Annotated in this window: 26 protein-coding genes; 4 read left to right on the top strand and 22 right to left on the bottom strand. The window is 54.5% G+C overall.

Annotated features, from left to right (window positions below; all coding sequences use genetic code 11):
• Positions 1-792, bottom strand: a 792-nt coding sequence (locus tag RT018_RS12600; RefSeq protein WP_312942559.1) for a relaxase/mobilization nuclease domain-containing protein, incomplete at its 3' end; no start/stop codon positions are given.
• Between the two features lie 216 nt (positions 793-1,008).
• Between RT018_RS12600 and RT018_RS12605 the strand changes: the two genes are divergently transcribed.
• From RT018_RS12605 to RT018_RS12620, 4 genes are all read left to right on the top strand, one after another.
• Positions 1,009-1,605, top strand: coding sequence for a helix-turn-helix transcriptional regulator (locus RT018_RS12605; protein ID WP_312942516.1), 597 nt, complete (start codon positions 1,009-1,011; stop codon positions 1,603-1,605).
• A gap of 52 nt (positions 1,606-1,657) precedes the next feature.
• The gene (locus tag RT018_RS12610) at positions 1,658-1,927 is read left to right on the top strand and encodes a hypothetical protein (protein ID WP_312942517.1); all 270 of its coding nucleotides are present in this window, start codon (positions 1,658-1,660) and stop codon (positions 1,925-1,927) included.
• A 77-nt stretch (positions 1,928-2,004) separates the two neighbouring features.
• Complete coding sequence (locus RT018_RS12615; RefSeq protein ID WP_312942519.1) at positions 2,005-2,340, top strand: hypothetical protein; 336 nt, start codon at positions 2,005-2,007, stop codon at positions 2,338-2,340.
• A 57-nt stretch (positions 2,341-2,397) separates the two neighbouring features.
• Positions 2,398-3,033, top strand: coding sequence for a hypothetical protein (locus tag RT018_RS12620; protein WP_312942521.1), 636 nt, complete (start codon positions 2,398-2,400; stop codon positions 3,031-3,033).
• A 126-nt stretch (positions 3,034-3,159) separates the two neighbouring features.
• Here the strand turns inward: RT018_RS12620 and RT018_RS12625 are convergent, their stop codons facing one another.
• The 21 genes from RT018_RS12625 to RT018_RS12725 all read right to left on the bottom strand — a co-directional run.
• On the bottom strand, positions 3,160-3,453 hold the full coding sequence (locus RT018_RS12625) for a CD1845 family protein (protein WP_312942522.1): 294 nt from the start codon (positions 3,451-3,453) through the stop codon (positions 3,160-3,162).
• 158 nt (positions 3,454-3,611) lie between these two features.
• Positions 3,612-3,959, bottom strand: a complete 348-nt coding sequence (locus RT018_RS12630; RefSeq protein ID WP_312942523.1) for a plasmid mobilization protein — start codon at positions 3,957-3,959, stop codon at positions 3,612-3,614.
• Complete coding sequence (locus RT018_RS12635) at positions 3,956-4,129, bottom strand: DUF4316 domain-containing protein (RefSeq protein ID WP_312942525.1); 174 nt, start codon at positions 4,127-4,129, stop codon at positions 3,956-3,958. Before RT018_RS12635 ends, RT018_RS12630 begins: the two co-directional genes overlap by 4 nt.
• 11 nt (positions 4,130-4,140) lie before the next feature.
• The gene (locus RT018_RS12640) at positions 4,141-4,737 is read right to left on the bottom strand and encodes a hypothetical protein (RefSeq protein ID WP_312942527.1); all 597 of its coding nucleotides are present in this window, start codon (positions 4,735-4,737) and stop codon (positions 4,141-4,143) included.
• 8 nt (positions 4,738-4,745) lie between these two features.
• Positions 4,746-5,705 carry a hypothetical protein gene (locus RT018_RS12645; protein WP_312942529.1) on the bottom strand — a complete coding sequence of 320 codons (960 nt, stop codon included), beginning with the start codon at positions 5,703-5,705 and terminating at the stop codon, positions 4,746-4,748.
• A 163-nt stretch (positions 5,706-5,868) separates the two neighbouring features.
• Positions 5,869-6,237 (bottom strand): cysteine-rich VLP domain-containing protein, encoded by a 369-nt coding sequence (locus tag RT018_RS12650; RefSeq protein WP_312942531.1) that lies wholly within the window; start codon positions 6,235-6,237, stop codon positions 5,869-5,871.
• Between the two features lie 4 nt (positions 6,238-6,241).
• Positions 6,242-6,418 carry a hypothetical protein gene (locus RT018_RS12655; RefSeq protein ID WP_312942533.1) on the bottom strand — a complete coding sequence of 59 codons (177 nt, stop codon included), beginning with the start codon at positions 6,416-6,418 and terminating at the stop codon, positions 6,242-6,244.
• Complete coding sequence (locus RT018_RS12660) at positions 6,415-7,062, bottom strand: DUF4366 domain-containing protein (protein WP_312942535.1); 648 nt, start codon at positions 7,060-7,062, stop codon at positions 6,415-6,417. The genes RT018_RS12655 and RT018_RS12660 overlap by 4 nt, the downstream gene beginning before the upstream one ends.
• On the bottom strand, positions 7,059-7,313 hold the full coding sequence (locus tag RT018_RS12665) for a DUF4315 family protein (RefSeq protein WP_312942537.1): 255 nt from the start codon (positions 7,311-7,313) through the stop codon (positions 7,059-7,061). Before RT018_RS12665 ends, RT018_RS12660 begins: the two co-directional genes overlap by 4 nt.
• Positions 7,314-7,331: 18 nt before the next feature.
• Positions 7,332-9,038, bottom strand: coding sequence for a C40 family peptidase (locus RT018_RS12670; protein WP_397360301.1), 1,707 nt, complete (start codon positions 9,036-9,038; stop codon positions 7,332-7,334).
• 55 nt (positions 9,039-9,093) lie between these two features.
• Entirely contained in the window at positions 9,094-11,490 is a 2,397-nt protein-coding gene (locus RT018_RS12675; RefSeq protein WP_397360295.1) for a VirB4-like conjugal transfer ATPase, CD1110 family, read from the bottom strand.
• Positions 11,408-11,794, bottom strand: a complete 387-nt coding sequence (locus RT018_RS12680; RefSeq protein WP_312942540.1) for a PrgI family protein — start codon at positions 11,792-11,794, stop codon at positions 11,408-11,410. The genes RT018_RS12675 and RT018_RS12680 overlap by 83 nt, the downstream gene beginning before the upstream one ends.
• Positions 11,782-12,381 carry an MT-A70 family methyltransferase gene (locus RT018_RS12685; RefSeq protein ID WP_312942541.1) on the bottom strand — a complete coding sequence of 200 codons (600 nt, stop codon included), beginning with the start codon at positions 12,379-12,381 and terminating at the stop codon, positions 11,782-11,784. Before RT018_RS12685 ends, RT018_RS12680 begins: the two co-directional genes overlap by 13 nt.
• A gap of 63 nt (positions 12,382-12,444) precedes the next feature.
• Positions 12,445-12,780 carry a type II toxin-antitoxin system RelE/ParE family toxin gene (locus RT018_RS12690; RefSeq protein ID WP_312942543.1) on the bottom strand — a complete coding sequence of 112 codons (336 nt, stop codon included), beginning with the start codon at positions 12,778-12,780 and terminating at the stop codon, positions 12,445-12,447.
• Entirely contained in the window at positions 12,773-13,027 is a 255-nt protein-coding gene (locus tag RT018_RS12695) for a type II toxin-antitoxin system prevent-host-death family antitoxin (RefSeq protein ID WP_312942545.1), read from the bottom strand. The genes RT018_RS12690 and RT018_RS12695 overlap by 8 nt, the downstream gene beginning before the upstream one ends.
• 72 nt (positions 13,028-13,099) lie before the next feature.
• Entirely contained in the window at positions 13,100-13,825 is a 726-nt protein-coding gene (locus RT018_RS12700; RefSeq protein WP_312942547.1) for a site-specific DNA-methyltransferase, read from the bottom strand.
• A 49-nt stretch (positions 13,826-13,874) separates the two neighbouring features.
• Complete coding sequence (locus tag RT018_RS12705) at positions 13,875-14,435, bottom strand: septation protein SpoVG family protein (RefSeq protein ID WP_312942549.1); 561 nt, start codon at positions 14,433-14,435, stop codon at positions 13,875-13,877.
• A gap of 23 nt (positions 14,436-14,458) precedes the next feature.
• The gene (locus RT018_RS12710; RefSeq protein WP_312942551.1) at positions 14,459-15,325 is read right to left on the bottom strand and encodes a VirB6/TrbL-like conjugal transfer protein, CD1112 family; all 867 of its coding nucleotides are present in this window, start codon (positions 15,323-15,325) and stop codon (positions 14,459-14,461) included.
• Positions 15,326-15,337: 12 nt separating this feature from the next.
• Positions 15,338-15,550, bottom strand: coding sequence for a Maff2 family mobile element protein (locus RT018_RS12715; RefSeq protein WP_312942553.1), 213 nt, complete (start codon positions 15,548-15,550; stop codon positions 15,338-15,340).
• A 103-nt stretch (positions 15,551-15,653) separates the two neighbouring features.
• A complete protein-coding gene (locus RT018_RS12720; protein ID WP_312942555.1) occupies positions 15,654-17,489 on the bottom strand; it encodes a VirD4-like conjugal transfer protein, CD1115 family in 1,836 nt (611 codons plus the stop codon).
• Positions 17,476-17,720 (bottom strand): PcfB family protein (locus RT018_RS12725; RefSeq protein WP_312942557.1); only part of this gene is annotated, 245 nt, incomplete at its 5' end. The genes RT018_RS12725 and RT018_RS12720, both read right to left, overlap by 14 nt.

A 17,720-nucleotide genomic window follows, 5' to 3' on the forward strand; every position in this document is an offset into this window, starting at 1 on the left:
CAGATTGATGCGCTGGGGCGGCGGGACTTCGTTCGGCAGCTCCGGCATGGGGCGCTCCCCGGCAATGACCGCCCGGATGTCCTCCGGGTCATAGCCGCCGCCCAGCGTGGATGCCCGCAACCGGGTGGCCCGCTCCTGCCCCTCTGCCCGAAATGAGATCACACCGCCCCGCCCGTGGACAACCGCATAGCCGGACGCCTCCATCAGCGATAGAAACGCCGAAAAATCGGCGGGCTTCTTTTGGAGTGCGGCAACAATGGCAAGCCGCAGCCGCTGCTTATAGGACGGTGGGCGCTCCCCAATCCATTGACCGTAATGGAGAAAACGGCCCTTGCTATGGAGCTTGGGATTTTGGATGACGGACAAATCATTTTCAAGACATACCCTGTCAGAGAGCCGCTGCAGAGCCCGCGCCGATCTCCAAAAGTCCCGGTACTTTTGGGTACAGTCCAGCGAGGTTGAATTGTAATAAATATGATTGTGGATGTGCTGGCGGTCTGTGTGGGTGCAGACGAAAAAGGCGTAGTCGCCCTTCGTCCAGCGCATAGCCGTTTCATAGCCGACCCGGTTGGCCTCCTCCGGGGTAATCTCCCCGGGCAGAAAGGACTGCCGAATCTGATAGCACAGCACATCGGCGTTCCGCCGCTGCTCCCGTCCTGTGACCGCCTTGTATTTTGCCTTGCTCAAAATAAACTCAGCGTCGGCGGTCATGTGGTCGCACTCATAAGAGGAAATCAGCTCCCCGCCTTGGGTCTTGTCCGCATTCTGCCCATAGTCAAAGCGGTCTTGCATAGACTGCACGATGGTCTTTCCCTTGCTGACATGGTGGGTCATCAAGCGTGTGGTGGCCGTGGAGACACCTCCTTATAAAGTGAAATTGCTTTTTCTTTGGGCCGCATGATATAATTTACCAAAGCCATCCCAAATTTTAATATGCAACCAAAAGTTGACGGATAGTTGGTAGAGAAAATTGTGCAGTTTGGTAGAATTATGGCAGGAGGTGATTCTATGGAACTTGGAGAAAAACTAAAAAGCCACAGAATCAAAAAAGGCTTGTCACAGGAGCAGCTTGCCGAGCAGGTCGGCGTAAGCAGGCAGGCCGTAAGCAAGTGGGAAAGCAATCGGGCACTGCCCAGCTCGGACAATCTACTTATCTTGGCATCTGTTTTCGGCATTTCTCTGGACGAGCTTGTTGCAACTAAGGCGCAGCAAAAAGACAAGAAAATCTTGCATTCTAACCTTTCCTTGATCGCAATTATCTGGAACGCAGCCGCGCTGAACATTTTCCAACAGCCATATCCACCGTCGGAATACGGCTTGCCGAACACAAATATTTTTTCCATCAAGATTACTCTGCTGCTATCCAGCACCATATGGATGGCATTTAACCTGCGATATGAAAAAAATCCGGAACAGTACCGAAAAAATACAAGGATTGAACTGGCGTATAGCGCGGTTCAGCTTATCGTCACCCTATCTGCCTATTTCAACCATTTTACATTCTTGGGGTCAGTGCTGATTCTCGTCATCTGCATCGGTTATGTCTTGTGGATCAATCCCAAATACATGAACCGAATGTTTGTAAAAAAGAAAACAGACAGCTAAAGTTTCTCCTGCTAATAACGGAGTGCGCCGAACAGGCAAAGGAGATACGAAGATGCTTGAAATCCTAATTGAATTTATTATTGAAGGCGCCATGGGAGGCGCTGCATCCAAAAGTATTCCAAAGTCCTTACGGTATTTTCTGTTTGGCTTAATCGTTACCGTTTTTTCTTTTGTAATCGCCGTGCTTTTTTATTTGGGCATTCGTATTCCGGACACTGCCGTTCAGGTATGCCTGATGGGCAGTGGAGTGATTATAGCGGCAGTTCTGATTAAATTCACAAAAGAGTTTCTTGCTGCTATCAGCCGCAAAAAGAAAGACTGATTTCTGCCACACCGATAACGGCTTGGAAAAAATAATCGGCGTAAAAAAGCAGCAGTTAAGAAGGGAGAATTCATGCGATGATGTTGAAGATAGACTGGGGCGAACCAGTTATGCCCGAAGATGATGTGCTGCACGTGCTGCCGAGTGATCTGGATGCCTTTTATGCGGCCGCATCCGACGTTGACAAATCAAATCTTTTCTTTATCCTTCTCACGTCATTCCACTACTATATGGATGCGGGAAAGCGGGAAAAAGCCGCTCATCTGTGCTTTTTAATGGCATATTATCTGTTCATCACTTTGACGCCGCCGGGCTCCTGCGAACTTGCTATGCACTATATTAAACAAGCCATTGCCTTAAACCCTCTTGAAACATATCGGGAATGGCTGCCACTGATAGAAAAAGGCAATTAACAGACAACGTGCAAAACTGCATTTATATGTGCAGTGCGGTTTAAGGAGTGTGCATCCATGAAAAAAATAGAGACACAGGGAATCACCTACATAGAGCCTTTAGAGGGCAGCAAAGACTGGTATTGGGGAACCGACTACACCAGCGGTGACCTGTATGAGGCGGAAGAACTTTTTAAGCAGGGGCATGCCATTCATCAAAACAGGCTTATGTTTGTCCATTACCCGGACGGGAAAACAATTCAGCCCTTAATTGCAGAGGACGGGCAATACTTTGGGCGACCGATTTACTACAATAGTCGTATTTGTATCTTGATGGTTGATTTTCCAAATGGGAAAATTAAGATATTGCAATTTGATGATGCATTGGAAAAAAATCTGTCCTTGACAGAGCTTCCGCTCTCCGCAGTAGAGGATTGTTATAACCTCATGCTGAAAACATCGCCTCTCATGCTAACTAGGCAGTCAAACAATAAATTTCAAATACTGTGGCCGGAAAAAGTGGAATTTGATATTGAAAATACGGAGAGCTTTTCCTTTAGAATTGGCAAAAGTCTATATTTTTCAGTGTGGTATGAAGATCCGGAATACAGGGAGGAAGCAATCCTCCGAACTATGGATAAAGGTAAAATCATCGACAGGTTTCCGGGAAGTATTACTGTGATGCCGGATGGTCAAATGTGGATCATTGGGTAATTCTGCGTTTTGCTTCGGTGCTTTTCCTATCTTTGAAAATTTGTTAACTTATACTTTTTGAGACGATAATGGCGGCGGCTGAACACAGCCGCCGCCCTTGCTTTGGGACAAAGTGTCCCAAAGTCCTCAGTCTGTAATAAAGCATTTCAGCGAATAATTGAAATCGTCCAGTTTTACAATCAACCACTCGGCCACGGCTGGCAGGCCCACGGGAGAAATGCAGAACGCTATAATCATGCCTTGAAGCCCATACGCAGTATTTTTCTCAATGAACAGCGTAAAGAGGGAAAGCAGCACCACCAGACCGCAAAGGGCATCCAGCACCGCTCCGGCAATCCCATGCAGGAACATAAGGATTGCCACGGTGAGCGTAAGCACCAAAACAAAGGGAGCAGCAAGGATTTTTAAGATCATTCGCATGGTCGTTACCTCCTCAAAAAGTACATTATTTACCCCTATATGTATATTATAACTCCGATAAAATGGGGCGGCAAGGATGCCGATGGCTTGCACCGCCTCGGGACAAAGTGTCCCAAGGTCGTGCAAACCGGGGAGCAGACAGACTGCTCCCCGGCGGGTCAGAGAGCCACTACCTCGGATAGCGTTTTAAGCAAGTCAGACAGCGGCTCCCATAGCTCGGCATAGTCTTTTTGTAGGGCTTTTATCTCCTCTGGATATATGCCGCCGTAGGTGTTGGCGCTAATTGCCACTTGGTTGAGGTTATTTGAGCATCGGCGTTGCAAGGACACAAGCTCCCGCACCGGCTCTAAATCCACATTCAGCACATAGCCATTGAGCGCCATTTTCCTCATATAGGCTCCCATGTTGCGAATACCCGCCTCGGTCATGCGCTCTTGAATGAGCGCATGCTCCGCCTCGGATACCATGATATGCAGATGGATGGGACGGCGGCGCTGCTTTGTCATCGCTCCTCGCGCTCCCGGCTGCGGCGGCGGTTGGGCGGCTCCTTCACCTTATCCTTGTCCTTTTCCTGCTCCAGGGCGGCGGGCAAATTATTGAGAACGCCGTCAATCATATTGTAATTTTGCTCGGCGGCCATTTCCGCACTTTTCATGGGATTATATCTTTTGTCCATATTCGTACTCCTTATCTGTCGCCCTTGTCGGGCGCGTCCCTTTTCGGGGCGAGAGTGCCCCGGTTTTCCTCGGCCAGCTTTGCCGCCGTTTTCATCTGCTCGGCAATGGGGCGCTTGACCGCCGCCTCCCGGCAAAGGCCGGGATTATCCTTGGCGGGGCGCAGCTCGTAGTCCGACGCCTGTTTTTCGGTCAGCGGCTTGGTGTAGGTAAGATGCCCCCACGCGCGGAACGCGCCGCCCTCCACAGGGATGCGCTGATCGTAGTTGACGATTTCATCCGGGGCATTGTGGGGCGGTTTTGGAAATGTGCCAATGTCCACAGGCCGTTGGGTGGAATAGTATTGATACAAGCCGGGGGCTTCGGTCTGCACAATCTTAACCTTGAATTGCTCTTGGTAGGACTGCACCCGGTCTGCAAGGTCTTTTTCCAATGTGGGCAGATCGTTCCCATAATGCCCCCATTCATACTGACGCTGGCCCTTTTCATCATCATAGCAGGCCCAAGTAACATAACGGGATGGGGCTGTGGGATGCTCACCCAGCGCAAAGCCCCTGCCGTTTTCCAGCATAACGGCCTTCAAAATGGCATAGCCTTGATTTTTGTCCATGCAGCCTCCTATCTCTCGTCCCTATCGGGGGCGGCCTTGTGTGCGTAGGGCTGGAGCGCACGGATGCTCCCACCGCCCTCCGGCCGCAGAAAGTCAAGCCGATCCGCCGCACGGACGGCGTTTTGAGTGAGCTGACGCTGCCACGCGCTTTGGCTGGGCGCCCATTTGAAGCCGTTTTGTTTCAATTCTTGCCGCTGTGCATCAGAGGGCTTTTCGTCAAAAAACAGTTGCAGGCGGTTTTCTCCCTCGTTGATTTCGGCCTTGCCGCCGGGGAATGTCCACCCGGCAAAGTCGGAACGGCTAGACAATTCCTCAATGCGGGCTTGTACTCTGTGAATGTTGGCGTTGTTGTTGGAAAGCTGATAGGACGGAAACGGCACGGGAGCTTTGCGCCAATCCCGGCTCATGGATGCTTTGAGCTGCTGTACAACCTCTGCGGACAGGCCGGGGCAACCGTCCAGCGTTTCATGCTTGCGATAATAGGCATTGACGCTTTTCATCAGCGTCTGTAACTCCTCCAGTTCCGCCAGCTTTGCCGTGAGCTTTTCCACGGCGAGGGTATCATCGGCGCTGATACCGCCCTTGCCCACGGAGCGGATTTTATGAAGCAAGTCCTTAATTTCCATGTACTCGCCCATATTTTTATCCCGGGCGGCGTTCTGCTTTTCCTTTTTCGCTGTGGGAAAATTGCCGCCCCCTGTAATGAGCATGGACGGCACACGGGCATCAATGGCATTTTGGGCATTGAGATTGTCCGCCAGCTTTCGGGCATAGCGGTCAAGCAGGCCGTCGATTTTTTCATAGTACATGGGATCGACACGGCTTTTCTGCGCCTCGCCCAGCGCATACGCCTCATCCACCATCGCCCGGTAGCCCGCTGTGGCAGAGCCGGAAACATAATCGGAATAGCTGTTGGCGTTCTTGGCCCGTTTTGCGGTCTCCTCACTGATTTCATAATATTTCGGCATAAATCCTCCTCAAGATAGAAGCCAAAGCCTTGGGACAAAGTGTCCCAAAGTCCGGCAATAAAATGTGGACAGTATCGGGGCAAAATGGGGCGGGGCGTGAAATGATACGCCCCGCCCCAAAACCGCCCCCGAAAACCCTTGCTGCAAGTGGATTTCACAGGGGCTAATTGTCCACAGTCCAGCCCCGTTTTTTCCTCATGTGCGCCCGCTTTTGCTGCTTGCGGGCGGTGCGGGCGCAGGCCGCCGAACAATACGCTTGCCGCCCGTCCAGCAGCACGGCCCCGCCGCAGATGGTGCAAGTCTTGAAGTCCGGGGCTGCGCCATCGCTTGTCAGCGCTGCCTCTAGCGCGGGATCGGTGGGCAGGACAGCCTCACGGAAATAGCGGCACAGGGCTCCCGTCCAGCACTTGCCCAGCATATAGCAGGGGCAATCCAGCGGCAGGCAGCCATAGTCCCGGTCATAATTGGCGCACCATTTTGTCACCAGTTTGCGGATCGCCGTCTTTTCCTCTCGGGTCAATTCACGGGACAAAGCGTCACCTCCCGCCCAGTGCTTTCAAAAGTTCCCGATAGCAGGACACACAGGCAATTCCCCGCCAATAGGGGCAGCCGTGACAGGCCGTCCCCTCGGGAGCCGGGGTATGCGCGGCAGGCCCTCGGGAATAGGTCGGCTGCTTCATCATTTTTTCAAAGGGGCTGTCGGTGAAGTTCATTCCTCGTCCTCCCCGGTGGTATCGTCCTCATCCCACGGGGGCACATCGTCATAGTCGGCCCCGGTATCATAGTCCTCCTCGGGGGCGGCGGCCTGCTGGTGCTTGGGACGATACACCTTGAAGAAGAATGCCGCCCCGCCGCCAATCAGCACCACGGCCAGCCCCAGCAGCAGCGGCCCGATGTTGCTTGTGGCTTCCGGCTCGGGCGTGGGCTCAACCGCAGGCTCGGGCTCCGGCTCCGGGGTGGGGGTGACGGTTTCCTCGGGCATTTCCGCAAGCGCCAACAGGTCGGCCTCGGTGACGGCGTTTAGGAAGTACACATTTTCCGTTTCCCGCTGGCGGTCAATGACGAGGTAAAACACATTTTCAGACGGAGTAGTGATGGTGAAAAACTCCTTGCCGTCCTCGTCCGTGGCGTTGTCAACCACAGTCCCCGTGCCGGAGGGGATAAAGGGATTTTCCGTTTCTACCGGCTCGGCTGTCTCCACAGGGAGCGCCTCTGCTGGGTCAAGCCCCTCCCACAAATCCGTGCCGCCTGTTTCAACCGCAGGCTCGTCCCCGCCGCTGGCGTAGGCCGTGACGGAAAAGCCGCATAAAAGAACGACGGCGCACAGCGCCGCCGTTAGCAATCTAAACTTTTTCATTCGCTGTCCTCCTCATTGGCGGTGGACTTCGGGACACTTTGTCCCAAAGCGCCGCCGCCTTTCATCGTCTGGAGCAGCACCGCCAGCTCGTCCAGCGGGATGCTCATGCCGCGCACTACTTCCACGATTTCGCTGTTTTCCACCTCGCGCTTGCTTTGTTCCAGCTCCTTCAGCCGGGTCTGCTGCTCCGCAATTTTCAATTTGAGCTTGTCAATTTCACTTTGGATTTTCTCGCTTTTGCTGATTGCCATATGGTAAAAAGCCTCCTGTCAATATAATTTTCCGTAGGCGTAGAAATGGGATTGCCAATAGCTTGTGTTGAGATTTGAATACTGGATGGGGTCGCCGCAATGCAGAATCCAACCATCGCCCACATAGATGGCCACATGGGACACGCCCGGCGTGTCGTATGTGCCTGTGAAGAATACCAGATCACCGGGCTTGGGATTGTTAGTGCGGGTGCTGATGTTGTAAAGTCCCTGCGCCCCTAGCCGTCCGAAGTCCCAGCCACATTGGTTGTAGACATAGGACACAAAGCCGCTGCAATCAAAGGATGTGCTGGGCTGATAGCCTCCCCAAACATAGGGGTAGCCGATATACTTCTCCGCCTCGGCCAGTATCGCAGCAAAGGTTTCGTCAGCCAGATACGACTCCGGCACATCATGTAGCGTCGGCCCGTTGGTGACATATTTGCTCACATAGGACGAGGATGGGAACAGGTCTGGACGATTGCCCAACGTTGCCATAAAGAGAGCGTACCGGTAAAGCTGCTCCTCGCTCATCATGTAGATCGGCACATGGGACAGGTTGAAGTTTGTAAGCTGAACCGTGCAAATGTAATAGTTGTAGTACACCCGATAGCTGGAACTGTGGGACTTGCCGTCCTCGTCCGTCCATGTGTCGGTTTCAATGTAGTAGCGGCGCTCCGTTACCACATTTTCAGTGAGGATGTACTGTCGGTCAAAAAGAGCTTGCAGCGTACCCGACACCTCGTCCACCGTCCACGCCCCCTCGTGCAATGCCGAAATCATAGACAGCAGCACATAGGGGTCATGCTCGATGTCATCAAAGTCAAAATGGTATTCGTCATAGCTGTGGGTACGCTCATAGGTGTCAAGATAGTTTTGCAGCTCGGCCTCCAGCGCGCAGTAGGCGGCCTCGGCTCCCAGCAAATCGCCATCCTCGGCGGCATAGGTGCTGGCGGCAATAGCTCCGATGGTGCCGTTGCCCAGCGTCACCATCGAGGACATACACGACTGCAGCACCAACACCAGCAACACGCCGCACAGGGCGATGAGACAGCCGCCGGGATGCCGCTTGACAAAGCCCACGGCTTGGGCGGCCAGCTTTTCTGTTGTCACCGCCGTTTTTTCTGCGGCCTTTGTGCCCTGCTTTACCGCCTCCCGCGCTTGTTTGGCATACCGGCGTTTCAGCCGTTGCTTTTGCCAAATGCGAGAAACGGCATTTTTCTTCAGCTCGGGGTGTTCCTGCGCCGTCACATGGAATTGATAATCTGCTGTGGCCCGGATATTGTTGGCCTCGGCTCTGCGGACGGCCCACGCCGGGTGCTCCCGGATTTGCTTTTTGACAAAGCGTGTCCCATGCCGGACGGCGGCCTCGCCCACAAGCTCGGTGCGGTGAGCGCCCTCAATGCCCACATTTTCATGCTCGTTTTCGTAAATCTTGCCATGCATAAAGGCGTGAGCCTCGCCCGTGACTACCCGGCCCATCTTTTTGACCGGGCCGGGCTTTTTCGGTGGCTTCTGTTTTGCCAGCTTTTCACGGGCGGCGTCCAGCTTTTCGCCCCGCTTTTCCATGCGGAGCTTGGACACCGCCGTTTGCTCCTGCTGGCTCTTATGCCAAAACTTCGTCGTCGCAAACTGCGCCTCACTGCGCCCACCTTTCGGCGGGCATCCGCTCTGCTCCGTTGCTCCTCCTCTCCCCACAAAGTCATCCGACTTTGTGGGGGACCCCATGTTTGGGACACTTTGTCCCGAAGCACCCTCACCGCTGGATGGGGCGGCTACGGCCTTATTCGTCTGTTCGCTCATGGGTCAAATCCTCCGGGCGAGTGGTCAAAAGGTCGTAGATCTCCCCACGGGGGAAACGGTCTACAAAGGGAATGGTGACATTGCCATAGAAAAGCAGCCCCTCGCCGGAATTGGAATGGGTGATGTAGGAAAGCTGATGCTCGGAAATGCCGAGCTGCTTTGCCAAAATCGCCCGGTCACTTTGGGCTTGGGACAGCAGCACCATGAAATCTGTGTTATCCAAAATGTTCTCAATTTCACGGCTGGCCAGCAGGTCTTTCACATTTTGGGTCAGGGCGCTGGGGACACAGCCCTTTTTGCGGAGCATCTTCCAGACAGACACAAAATAGCTGGCGGTGAGTGGGTCACGGAGCAGCACATGAAACTCGTCAAAGTAGCACCATGTCGCCATGCTGTTTTGAAAATTGGTGTTCACCGCCGCCGTGACAAAATCGTTGGTGATGTGCATGGCGATTTTGCGGAGGTTTTCACCCATGCCACGGATAACCACGCACACCACCCGGCTGTCCGTCTGCACGTTGGTTGGATGGTTAAAGAGGTTGAGGGAGCCTGTGCAGTAAAGCTCCAGCGCCGTTGCCACCCGTCTGGCCTCCGGCTCCGGCTGCTTCAAAAGCTCCTCGTACAAATCCTGCAACAGCGGTGTTTTGGCCGTTTCCAGCCCCAGCGCGATTTCCCGATACACCAGCCGCACACAGCGGTCAATGACGGTTTTTTCGATGGGCTGCAAGCCCTCCTTGCCGCCCACCACCAGCTCACACAGGGAAAGTAGGAAGTCAGCCTTCATGGAAAGCGGGCTGTCCTCGTCGTTCATACCGATTTGAATGTCCATCGGGTTGATGTGGTGGGGGCTGTCCGGGGCAATCTCGATAACCTGCCCGCCCAGCCGCCGCACCAGCGGCGCATATTCGCCCATCGGGTCAACAATGATGATGCGGTCATTGGTGGCGAGGAACACGTTTAGAAGCTCACGCTTGGCTGCAAAGCTCTTGCCGGAGCCAGTCGAGCCGAGATACAGGCCGTTTGCGGATTTGAGCCGCTTTCGGTCTGCCATGATGACGTTGTGGGACAGGGCATTCATGCCGTAATAGAGAGCCTGCCCGTCCATGCGAAGCTCCCGCGTCATAAAGGGAATGAAAATCGCCGTGCTGGATGTGGTCATGCCCCGTTTAATTTCCACGGCGTTATGCCCCAGCACCAGCGAGGACACAAAGCCCTGCTCCTGCTGCCAGTCCAACCGCTTTAAGGCGCAGTTGTATTTCTGCGCGATACCGCCCACGGTAAACACATCGTTTTCCAGCCGCTGGCGAGTGGGGGCGAGGTTTACCACCGTAAAGGTCAAGAGGAACATTCGCTCATTGCGGCTTTGCAGATCAGACAGCAGCTCCGCTGCGTCCTTAGAAAAGGTAATGAGGTCTGGCGGCAGAATGTCCATATCGTAGCCGGAGCGGGCGGCTTTTTTCTGCTCCTCCGCTTTCATACGCCCAATGTCGGAGATTTTGCCCTTAATGGTTTTAATGGCCTTGAGGTGATCCACCGTCTGCACATGGAGCGTCACGGTCAATTCGGCATCCAGCTCCAAAATCTCCGCCAGCAGCTTGTCCGAAAGCTCCGACGCCAAAATCTGCAAATAGGACGCCGCGCCCCAATACTGGCCCACCCGGAAGGTGCGCCCCTGCCGGAAGTCAAAGCTGTCCGGGGCAATCGCGTCCTTTGTTCCCAGCCCCGTCCGGGGAATATCCGCCCACGGAAAGCGGAACGGCTCCCGGCCCCCGGGGTGGAGCTGGCCGTGGAGCGCTGCCAGCCGCCTGTGTCCGTCCATCGGCTCGGAGGGAACGCCCAGCCGCTTGAAGTTGCCCATCACGTCGGCCTCCACACGCTCCAGCCGGGGACGAGCCTCGGCTACGCTTTCACCGGGCAGGCCAAAGGTGATGTACTTGGCCCGTTCGATGCCGTTGTTGCTCTTGGCAATCTGATTTTTCAGCATCCCGGTAAACTCGCCACGGACGCTGTTGAACACATCCTGGGCAGCCGGGATATTCACCTTATAACGGCTGCGGTCACGGGAACGGCGGTTGACAAAGGAAAGTTGGAACGGCAGCGACGCATCAAAATAATTGAGGAAGGAGCTCCAGCCGCCGAAGATGGCGGTCTGATCCTCCGTGGATGCAACGGAATAGTTGATGTCCTCATATTCCACGGTTTTCGTGTAAAGCCCGCCGGGGAGCTGGCACACGCCGTCCGGGTGCATGGCGATATAAGGGATGGTCTGCTGGGCAGATATGACCGCCCGCTTTTTACCCCTTGCGGGACTTGGTTTTCTTTTTGTCTGCAATAGGCTTCTCCTTTCCGAGAACGGTCTGCCCGGTAAACGGGGCATAGATGTTTTGTGTCTGATACGGCCTCACGCCGGGGCGGGTAAACTTGGCCCGGATGATATTGCCCAGCACCTTTTCCGCAGGCAGGCCGTCTTTTTCGTACATCGCCAGCAAAAACGCCGGGAGCATGACCACCAGCATGGCGAACATGGCTCCCGTGCTGCCGATGGCGCTCCGGGTCAGCAAGTAGGCCGGAATACCGATGGCCGCCGCGCTGCCAAAGCAGATTAACTGCCGCTTGGTAAGGTTAAAGGCAATCTTGGTCTTGATTTTGGATAGGTCGTTGGGGACGTTCACATAGGGCATTTGTCGGCCTCCTTTTCGTTACCGCCCGCCTTGGGACACTTTGTCCCGAAGTCCGGGATCGTGGGGGTGACATCATTTCCCCACACGTCCCATCCGGGCGGGGTCTGCCGTGCGAACAGCTCCACACGGGGCAGATCGCCCATGAGGGCAACAATCTTTTCCCGCGCCTCGTCCGGCTTTTTGCTGTGGGCTTCAATGGGGGAAATGATGAATTGGTGGACGTTGGCAGCCTGCCGCTTGGGGTGGCCTCGCGTTGCCAGCAGGCACACCTCCGCATTGGCCTGCGTCCAAAAGCCCAGCCCGTAAAACCAGCTATCCGCTTTTTTGTTCTTTTTCAGCCAAACGAAAGCAACGCTTTTGTAATTGAAGCCCCATGCTTTCATCAACCGCAGAGCCTCGGGAAGCTGGGGAAACGTCGCCCACATAAAAAGTGCGCTGTCCTCGGCCATTAAATCGGCCACAGGCAGCACACATAATTCGTTGATACTCATAGTGGGGTAATGATGCTCCGCCGCCCCTTGCAGGCCCTTTTGAGAATAGCGCCAAGGGGGATCGGCGTAACAGATTGAATATTTTTTGATAGTCAAACTCCTTTCGGACAACAAAAAAACGCCCTTCCCGGAGGAAAGACGTTCTTTGCAAAAATAATGTTATTCAGATTGTTCGGTTTCCAGCATATCGCCAAACAAAACGCGCAAATAATCTCGACGGCCATATAGGATACGATCCACATAGACCTCGCTGCCGATTACTCTGTAAAATACCATATAATTTCCACTGACAAGAAAGCGGTAGTCATTGTCTACGTTGGCAACCGAAGAAAGCGGTGCTCCGGCCATAGCATGGTTTATCAGAATACGAATACTTTTTGTGATCCTGCCTACGGTGGAAAGCGCCGCAGTTGGATTTTCCAGCTCCTCGGAAATGTACGCTTTGATTTCTGTCAAATCGTCCTGCGCCGCTTGGGACAAATACAGGTTATTCATGCGCAATTCCGAGATGATCCTCCACGGCCTCCAAAGTAAGCCAGCCCTTTTCTTCGCCGGACTTGCGGCCTTTGGCAAGTTCATTCATCAGTCGGATGGTCGCCTGTGTCTTTTCGTAGTCCTGCATATCGACAATCGCGTATTTTCCACGCCCGTTTTTGGTCAGAAAGACAGGAGCGCCAGCCGCTACATCATGCAGAACCTCGCTGTAATTACGCAGATCGGAAATCGGTTTAATATTCGGCATATCTATCAGCTCCTTTCGCTTATAGTATATGCCGTTTTGCTGTAAAAATCAACTGCGATTTTTACAGCAAATTCACACTCCTTTCTCGCCGCGCTCCACGGCCAGCCGCGCCTGTTCAATCCGCTGGGCGGCAAGCGCATAGATGGCCGGGGCGGTTTCAAAGCAGATGAAGCGGCGGCCTGTGTTGAGGGTGGCAACGGCGGTTGTGCCGCTGCCCGCGCAGATGTCGGCCACCACCGCGCCCTCGTCGGTATAGGTTTTGATCAGATATTCGCACAGCTCCACCGGCTTTTGTGTGGGGTGGATGGTGCTTTGCACCGTGGAGAACGCCAGCACATTGCCGGGAAAGCGCCGCCCGTCCGATGATCCTGCGCTGCTGCGCTCAAAGTAGCCGTAATTGGGACTATTGCCATTGGTACGGCAGATTTTTTGATAGGGCTTGCCCTGCTCAAATTGCGGATTGTAAAGCGGGGACTTTTGATAGAACACCAAAATATTCTCCGTCTTTTTCAGCGGAGCGCGTCGGGCGTTGAGAAAGCCCGTGCATCGGCTCTTGTACCAAATCCACTCATAGCGGAGCATGGCGAGGTTGGATGCGCCCAGCACCTTGTCATAGGGGCATTGGGCGAAAAACAACGCCGCGCCGTTGGGCTTCACCGCCCAGCGCACCGCCTCCCACAATTCCTCCAGCGGCAGCGGCACATCCCAAAAGTTGCGTGTCGTGCCGTAGGGTGGATCGGTCAAGAGCATATCCACCGAATGTTGGGGCAGAGAGCGCAGCCCCATGATCCCATCCATGAGGTGCAGTCCCTCCGGGATGTTTGGGACACTTTGTCCCGAAGTGGGATTATCTATCGTCTCGTGCCTCCTTCCCCTTGGTAGGGGCGGTGCGGGCGGCGTTTTCCTTGGCCGCGCCCTCCGCCGCTTTTGCCATTTCTTCCTTGATGGAGGTGGGGCGCACGGCCTCCGCACGGGCAATCAGCTTTTCCACCGCCACGGAATAGCCCGCTGCCGCCGCTGTGTCCAGCCGTTCCTGCAAGGCCCCGTCAGTTACCCGCGCCGTGGCGTGGTAGCCTGTCCTGCTGCCGGGGGCGGGCTTGCTGGGCGCACCGAGAAACACGCCGTTCTTGCCGTTGACCACCTTAAAATCGTCCACCACCACGCCGCCGAAGTTGACGCTGGCAAAGCCGATCAGCTTGCCCTTCGGCTCAATGGGCCGCACCGTTACCTGCGGCTCCGTCACCGCCGCCACCGTCTGCTCCACCCGGAGCCTTACGGCCTCGTCGATCGAAATACCCTGGTTTCCCGCCAGCTCCGCGATGGGCGCGTCGAAAAGTAAGCGGTGCATTTCCTCCTGCGCCGCCTCGTCCACGACGGGGATTTCCGCCGCCGTTTGCGTTTTCGCCATAGTTCATAATTCCTTTCTCTCAATCAATGAGCCCCAAAGACGCTTTTGGCAATCGTCCCGGTTTTGAACAGCATGAAGCAGAGCAAAACCGTGTAGCCCACGCAGCCCCATATCGCGTTGATGGGGTCGCCGCCAGTGGCGATGCCCTGCACCAACACACCGTAGATGCCAACGCACAGGAGGATGAGCAAGCCTTGGAAGCCCACGGCGAACAGGGATTTTAAGTAGTTCTGGCCCATGCTCCCCATTTCCCGGTTGGAGAGGGTCGCCACAGGGATTGGAGCCAAACTGGTCAGCATATAGATTTCCAGCATACGGCCATAGACGATGACGAAAATAACGATGCTTAACGCTTTCATCGTCCAGCCAATCAGCAGCGTCTGCATGAACAGCCCCAGCAGCGGCCCCAGCTCCATTGCCTCCAGCGTCGTTTCCAGCGTGTCCAGCATCCCCGGCGTAATGTCGGTTGAGCCTTGAATGATACCCGCTGACCGGGTGATGACGCTTTGCGACACATCGAACACGGCGTTTACGATATTGAACACGTTGGAGAGAATGAGGATGGCCGCCGCCGTTTTGAATATCCACTTGAAAAACATCCATGTGTCGATGTCATGCAAATTGTTTCGGTCAATGATCATTTGAATAAGCTCATAGGTTGCAACAAAGGTTAGAATCAGTCCGGCAATCGGCAGTATCACCGTTTCGGAAAGCTGCCGGATAAGGGAGAATACCCCGGCGTTCCACGCCGCCGGGGTCGTTCCCACCTGTACCGCAATCTCCCCGACACGGGTATTGACCGTATCAAAAAGGCCGTCGAGGTTGCCCATAATTCCCCCAATTAACAGCTCTTTGAGCCAGTCCGTGATCCAATCGGTGAGAATACCCATGTGTACCCGCCCTTAAAACAGGCTGGACAGCAGAGGGATCAGCGTTGTGCCGATCACGATAATGCCGCCGCCCGCCATGAGCTGCTTCATGCCCTGGCTTTTTGCGCCGGGGTTGTCCGAGCCGTAGCCCTCCAGAAGATTGACAACGCCCCACACGCCAAGGCCAGCGCCCAGCGCGATTACAAGGGTCTGCAAGGTCGTAACAGCAGAAGTAAAGAAAGCCATAAATTGTTCTCCGTTTCTCCGCGGGCAAAGCCCCGGCCATAAAAATAGCCGCCCACGTGGGCGGCGAGTGACTGCTTTGGGACACTTTGTCTCAAAGCTCCATTTATACAAAGGCATCCGGGTCGTCCACATCGTCATAGTTGAGGATGTCCTCTTCCTCAGCCGTGAGCGCGTCCTCCGGCACGTCCGCCTCGTACACCGTGTAAACCTCCTGGGCCTTTGGCCGTCGCTGGCGGTTAATGAGCCTGTCGAGGTTAAAGGTATTGCGTTTATCGGCCTCCGCCGTAAACCTGTAATTGGGATGCTGCTTCAAATCATATTTGCGGGAATAGAACGGTGGCAAGCCACGAAGCTGCAAAATGCACCTGTCTCCGGGCATGGTGGCAAGCTCGCTGGGGGTCATCAGCTCCCGGCCCACACGCTGGTTGTTTTGATTGTAGCTTTCAGACTGGCCCCGTGTGCGCCCGTCCGTCTGCATGGAAATTGTGGCCTTGCCCAGCCAATTTTCCGATATTTCCTTGATGGTGGAGCTTTCGCGGCCTCCGAGAAAAATCACACTGTCCATATTGCCCATGATGGTTTCAGCGTTTTTATCGTAAATGGCCTTGCACTGCGCCAACTGCTGGTAGAGCAGGCACAGGCTCACCTCACGGGAGCGAATGACGGCCACCAGCTTTTCAAGCTGTGGGACTTGACCCGTGTTGGCTGCTTCGTCCCACAGCACCCGCACATGATGGGGCAGGTGGCCTCCGTGGACGTTATCGGCCCTTTCGCACAGGAGATTGAACATCTGCGAAAAGGCCAGCGCAACTAAAAAGTTGTACGTCGAATCCGTATCGGAAATCACAAAAAAGGTTGCCGTGCGCCTGTCACCCATCCGGTCAAGCTCCAATTCGTCATAGCTCATGATCTCCCGAAGCTGTGGAATATCAAAGGGCGCAAGTCTTGCACCGCATGAAATTAGTATGCTGCGCGCCGTCTTGCCGCTGGCTAATTTGTACTTTTTATACTGCTTCACGGCAAAGCAATCCGGCTTACGCTTTTCCAGCCCCTTGAACATATAGTCCACGGCGTTCATAAAGGAATCGTCATCCTCTTTGACCTCCATGCCGGAAATCATATCCACCAGCGTGTTCATGTTCCTGTCCTCGGCAGGCCCCTCGAAGATGATATAGGCAATGAGGGCGCAGTACAAAAGTGTCTCGGATTTTGTCCAAAACGGATCGCCCTCCTTGCCCTCGCCCTTGGTGTTGCAGATTAAGGTGTTCACAAACTTTAGGATATCGGACTCGTTTTTGATGTACGCCAGCGGGTTATAGTGCATACTTTTTCCGAAGTCAATGCTGTTGAACACCTTGATTTTGTACCCGCGCTGCTTTTGCAGAAATGCGCCCACTTGATTGAGAACGCCGCCCTTGGGATCGACCACCACAAAGGATGAATGAGCTTGAAGTAGCTGCGGGGTCAGCCAAAACCTCGTTTTGCCGCTGCCCGACGAGCCGATAATGCAACAATTCAGATTGCGGGCATTGGCTGGATTTTTGGGGCGGGTGTTCATAGTGAGCCGTTCCGTCCCGGTGAGAATGACGTTGTTGGAAAACTGCGGATCGACAAAGGGCTTGATGTCTTTTTCATTGCCCCACCGGGCGCTGCCATACTCCGCATCCCGCCGAAATTTCTTTGCGTTCTTGCTTTTGCAGTAGATGAACAGCCGAAACGCAACCGCCCCCACAATGCCAATAATCCAATCAAAGGGAGCAAGCCCCGGCGCAAAATCCGCAAAGGCCGCGCCGATGGTCTGCCCCAGCCCCAGCAGTTTTTCCCCGAAGCCAGCGCCCACCGCCATGCGGTAGGCCGTCCCCACTTTCAGAAAAGCCCAGCCGATGAACAGGTACGGGATATTTGGAAGAATGTATTTGCGGATTTTATCTGTCCTCATGCACAGCCTCCTTTGCCCGTTCCTTTTGGCAGGGCTTACGTTGGGCAAGTTGCTCCGCAGCCCGTTTGAGTTGATCCCGAATGGGGCGGCGGCGGTCATGGGATTTGCCCAGCACCTTTTTGGAGTATTCCGAAAAACAGGCGGTGATGGCGTCGGCCTGCTGGGACTTGAAAAACAACAGGTATTTGTCCGGCCCGGTCTGGTAAAAGGAATAGTCCACATTCCACTTCC

This window comes from Oscillibacter sp., assembly GCF_032060045.1.
In the GTDB taxonomy this organism is placed as follows: Bacteria; Bacillota; Clostridia; order Oscillospirales; family Oscillospiraceae; genus Oscillibacter.

Bases quoted from the DNA above. Each gene is read 5' to 3' on its own strand.
- RT018_RS12605 (WP_312942516.1), top strand. From the start codon at position 1,009: ATGGAACTTGGAGAAAAACTAAAAAGCCACAGAATCAAAAAAGGCTTG.
- RT018_RS12710 (WP_312942551.1), bottom strand. From the start codon at position 15,325: ATGGGTATTCTCACCGATTGGATCACGGACTGGCTCAAAGAGCTGTTA.
- RT018_RS12695 (WP_312942545.1), bottom strand. From the start codon at position 13,027: ATGCCGAATATTAAACCGATTTCCGATCTGCGTAATTACAGCGAGGTT.
- RT018_RS12625 (WP_312942522.1), bottom strand. From the start codon at position 3,453: ATGCGAATGATCTTAAAAATCCTTGCTGCTCCCTTTGTTTTGGTGCTT.
- RT018_RS12615 (WP_312942519.1), top strand. From the start codon at position 2,005: ATGATGTTGAAGATAGACTGGGGCGAACCAGTTATGCCCGAAGATGAT.
- RT018_RS12665 (WP_312942537.1), bottom strand. From the start codon at position 7,313: ATGGCAATCAGCAAAAGCGAGAAAATCCAAAGTGAAATTGACAAGCTC.
- RT018_RS12645 (WP_312942529.1), bottom strand. From the start codon at position 5,705: ATGCCGAAATATTATGAAATCAGTGAGGAGACCGCAAAACGGGCCAAG.
- RT018_RS12630 (WP_312942523.1), bottom strand. From the start codon at position 3,959: ATGACAAAGCAGCGCCGCCGTCCCATCCATCTGCATATCATGGTATCC.
- RT018_RS12620 (WP_312942521.1), top strand. From the start codon at position 2,398: ATGAAAAAAATAGAGACACAGGGAATCACCTACATAGAGCCTTTAGAG.
- RT018_RS12700 (WP_312942547.1), bottom strand. From the start codon at position 13,825: ATGGATGGGATCATGGGGCTGCGCTCTCTGCCCCAACATTCGGTGGAT.
- RT018_RS12670 (WP_397360301.1), bottom strand. From the start codon at position 9,038: ATGGGGTCCCCCACAAAGTCGGATGACTTTGTGGGGAGAGGAGGAGCA.
- RT018_RS12690 (WP_312942543.1), bottom strand. From the start codon at position 12,780: ATGAATAACCTGTATTTGTCCCAAGCGGCGCAGGACGATTTGACAGAA.
- RT018_RS12680 (WP_312942540.1), bottom strand. From the start codon at position 11,794: ATGCCCTATGTGAACGTCCCCAACGACCTATCCAAAATCAAGACCAAG.
- RT018_RS12705 (WP_312942549.1), bottom strand. From the start codon at position 14,435: ATGGCGAAAACGCAAACGGCGGCGGAAATCCCCGTCGTGGACGAGGCG.
- RT018_RS12610 (WP_312942517.1), top strand. From the start codon at position 1,658: ATGCTTGAAATCCTAATTGAATTTATTATTGAAGGCGCCATGGGAGGC.
- RT018_RS12675 (WP_397360295.1), bottom strand. From the start codon at position 11,490: ATGCCCCGTTTACCGGGCAGACCGTTCTCGGAAAGGAGAAGCCTATTG.
- RT018_RS12655 (WP_312942533.1), bottom strand. From the start codon at position 6,418: ATGAACTTCACCGACAGCCCCTTTGAAAAAATGATGAAGCAGCCGACC.
- RT018_RS12640 (WP_312942527.1), bottom strand. From the start codon at position 4,737: ATGGACAAAAATCAAGGCTATGCCATTTTGAAGGCCGTTATGCTGGAA.
- RT018_RS12715 (WP_312942553.1), bottom strand. From the start codon at position 15,550: ATGGCTTTCTTTACTTCTGCTGTTACGACCTTGCAGACCCTTGTAATC.
- RT018_RS12635 (WP_312942525.1), bottom strand. From the start codon at position 4,129: ATGGACAAAAGATATAATCCCATGAAAAGTGCGGAAATGGCCGCCGAG.
- RT018_RS12720 (WP_312942555.1), bottom strand. From the start codon at position 17,489: ATGAGGACAGATAAAATCCGCAAATACATTCTTCCAAATATCCCGTAC.
- RT018_RS12660 (WP_312942535.1), bottom strand. From the start codon at position 7,062: ATGAAAAAGTTTAGATTGCTAACGGCGGCGCTGTGCGCCGTCGTTCTT.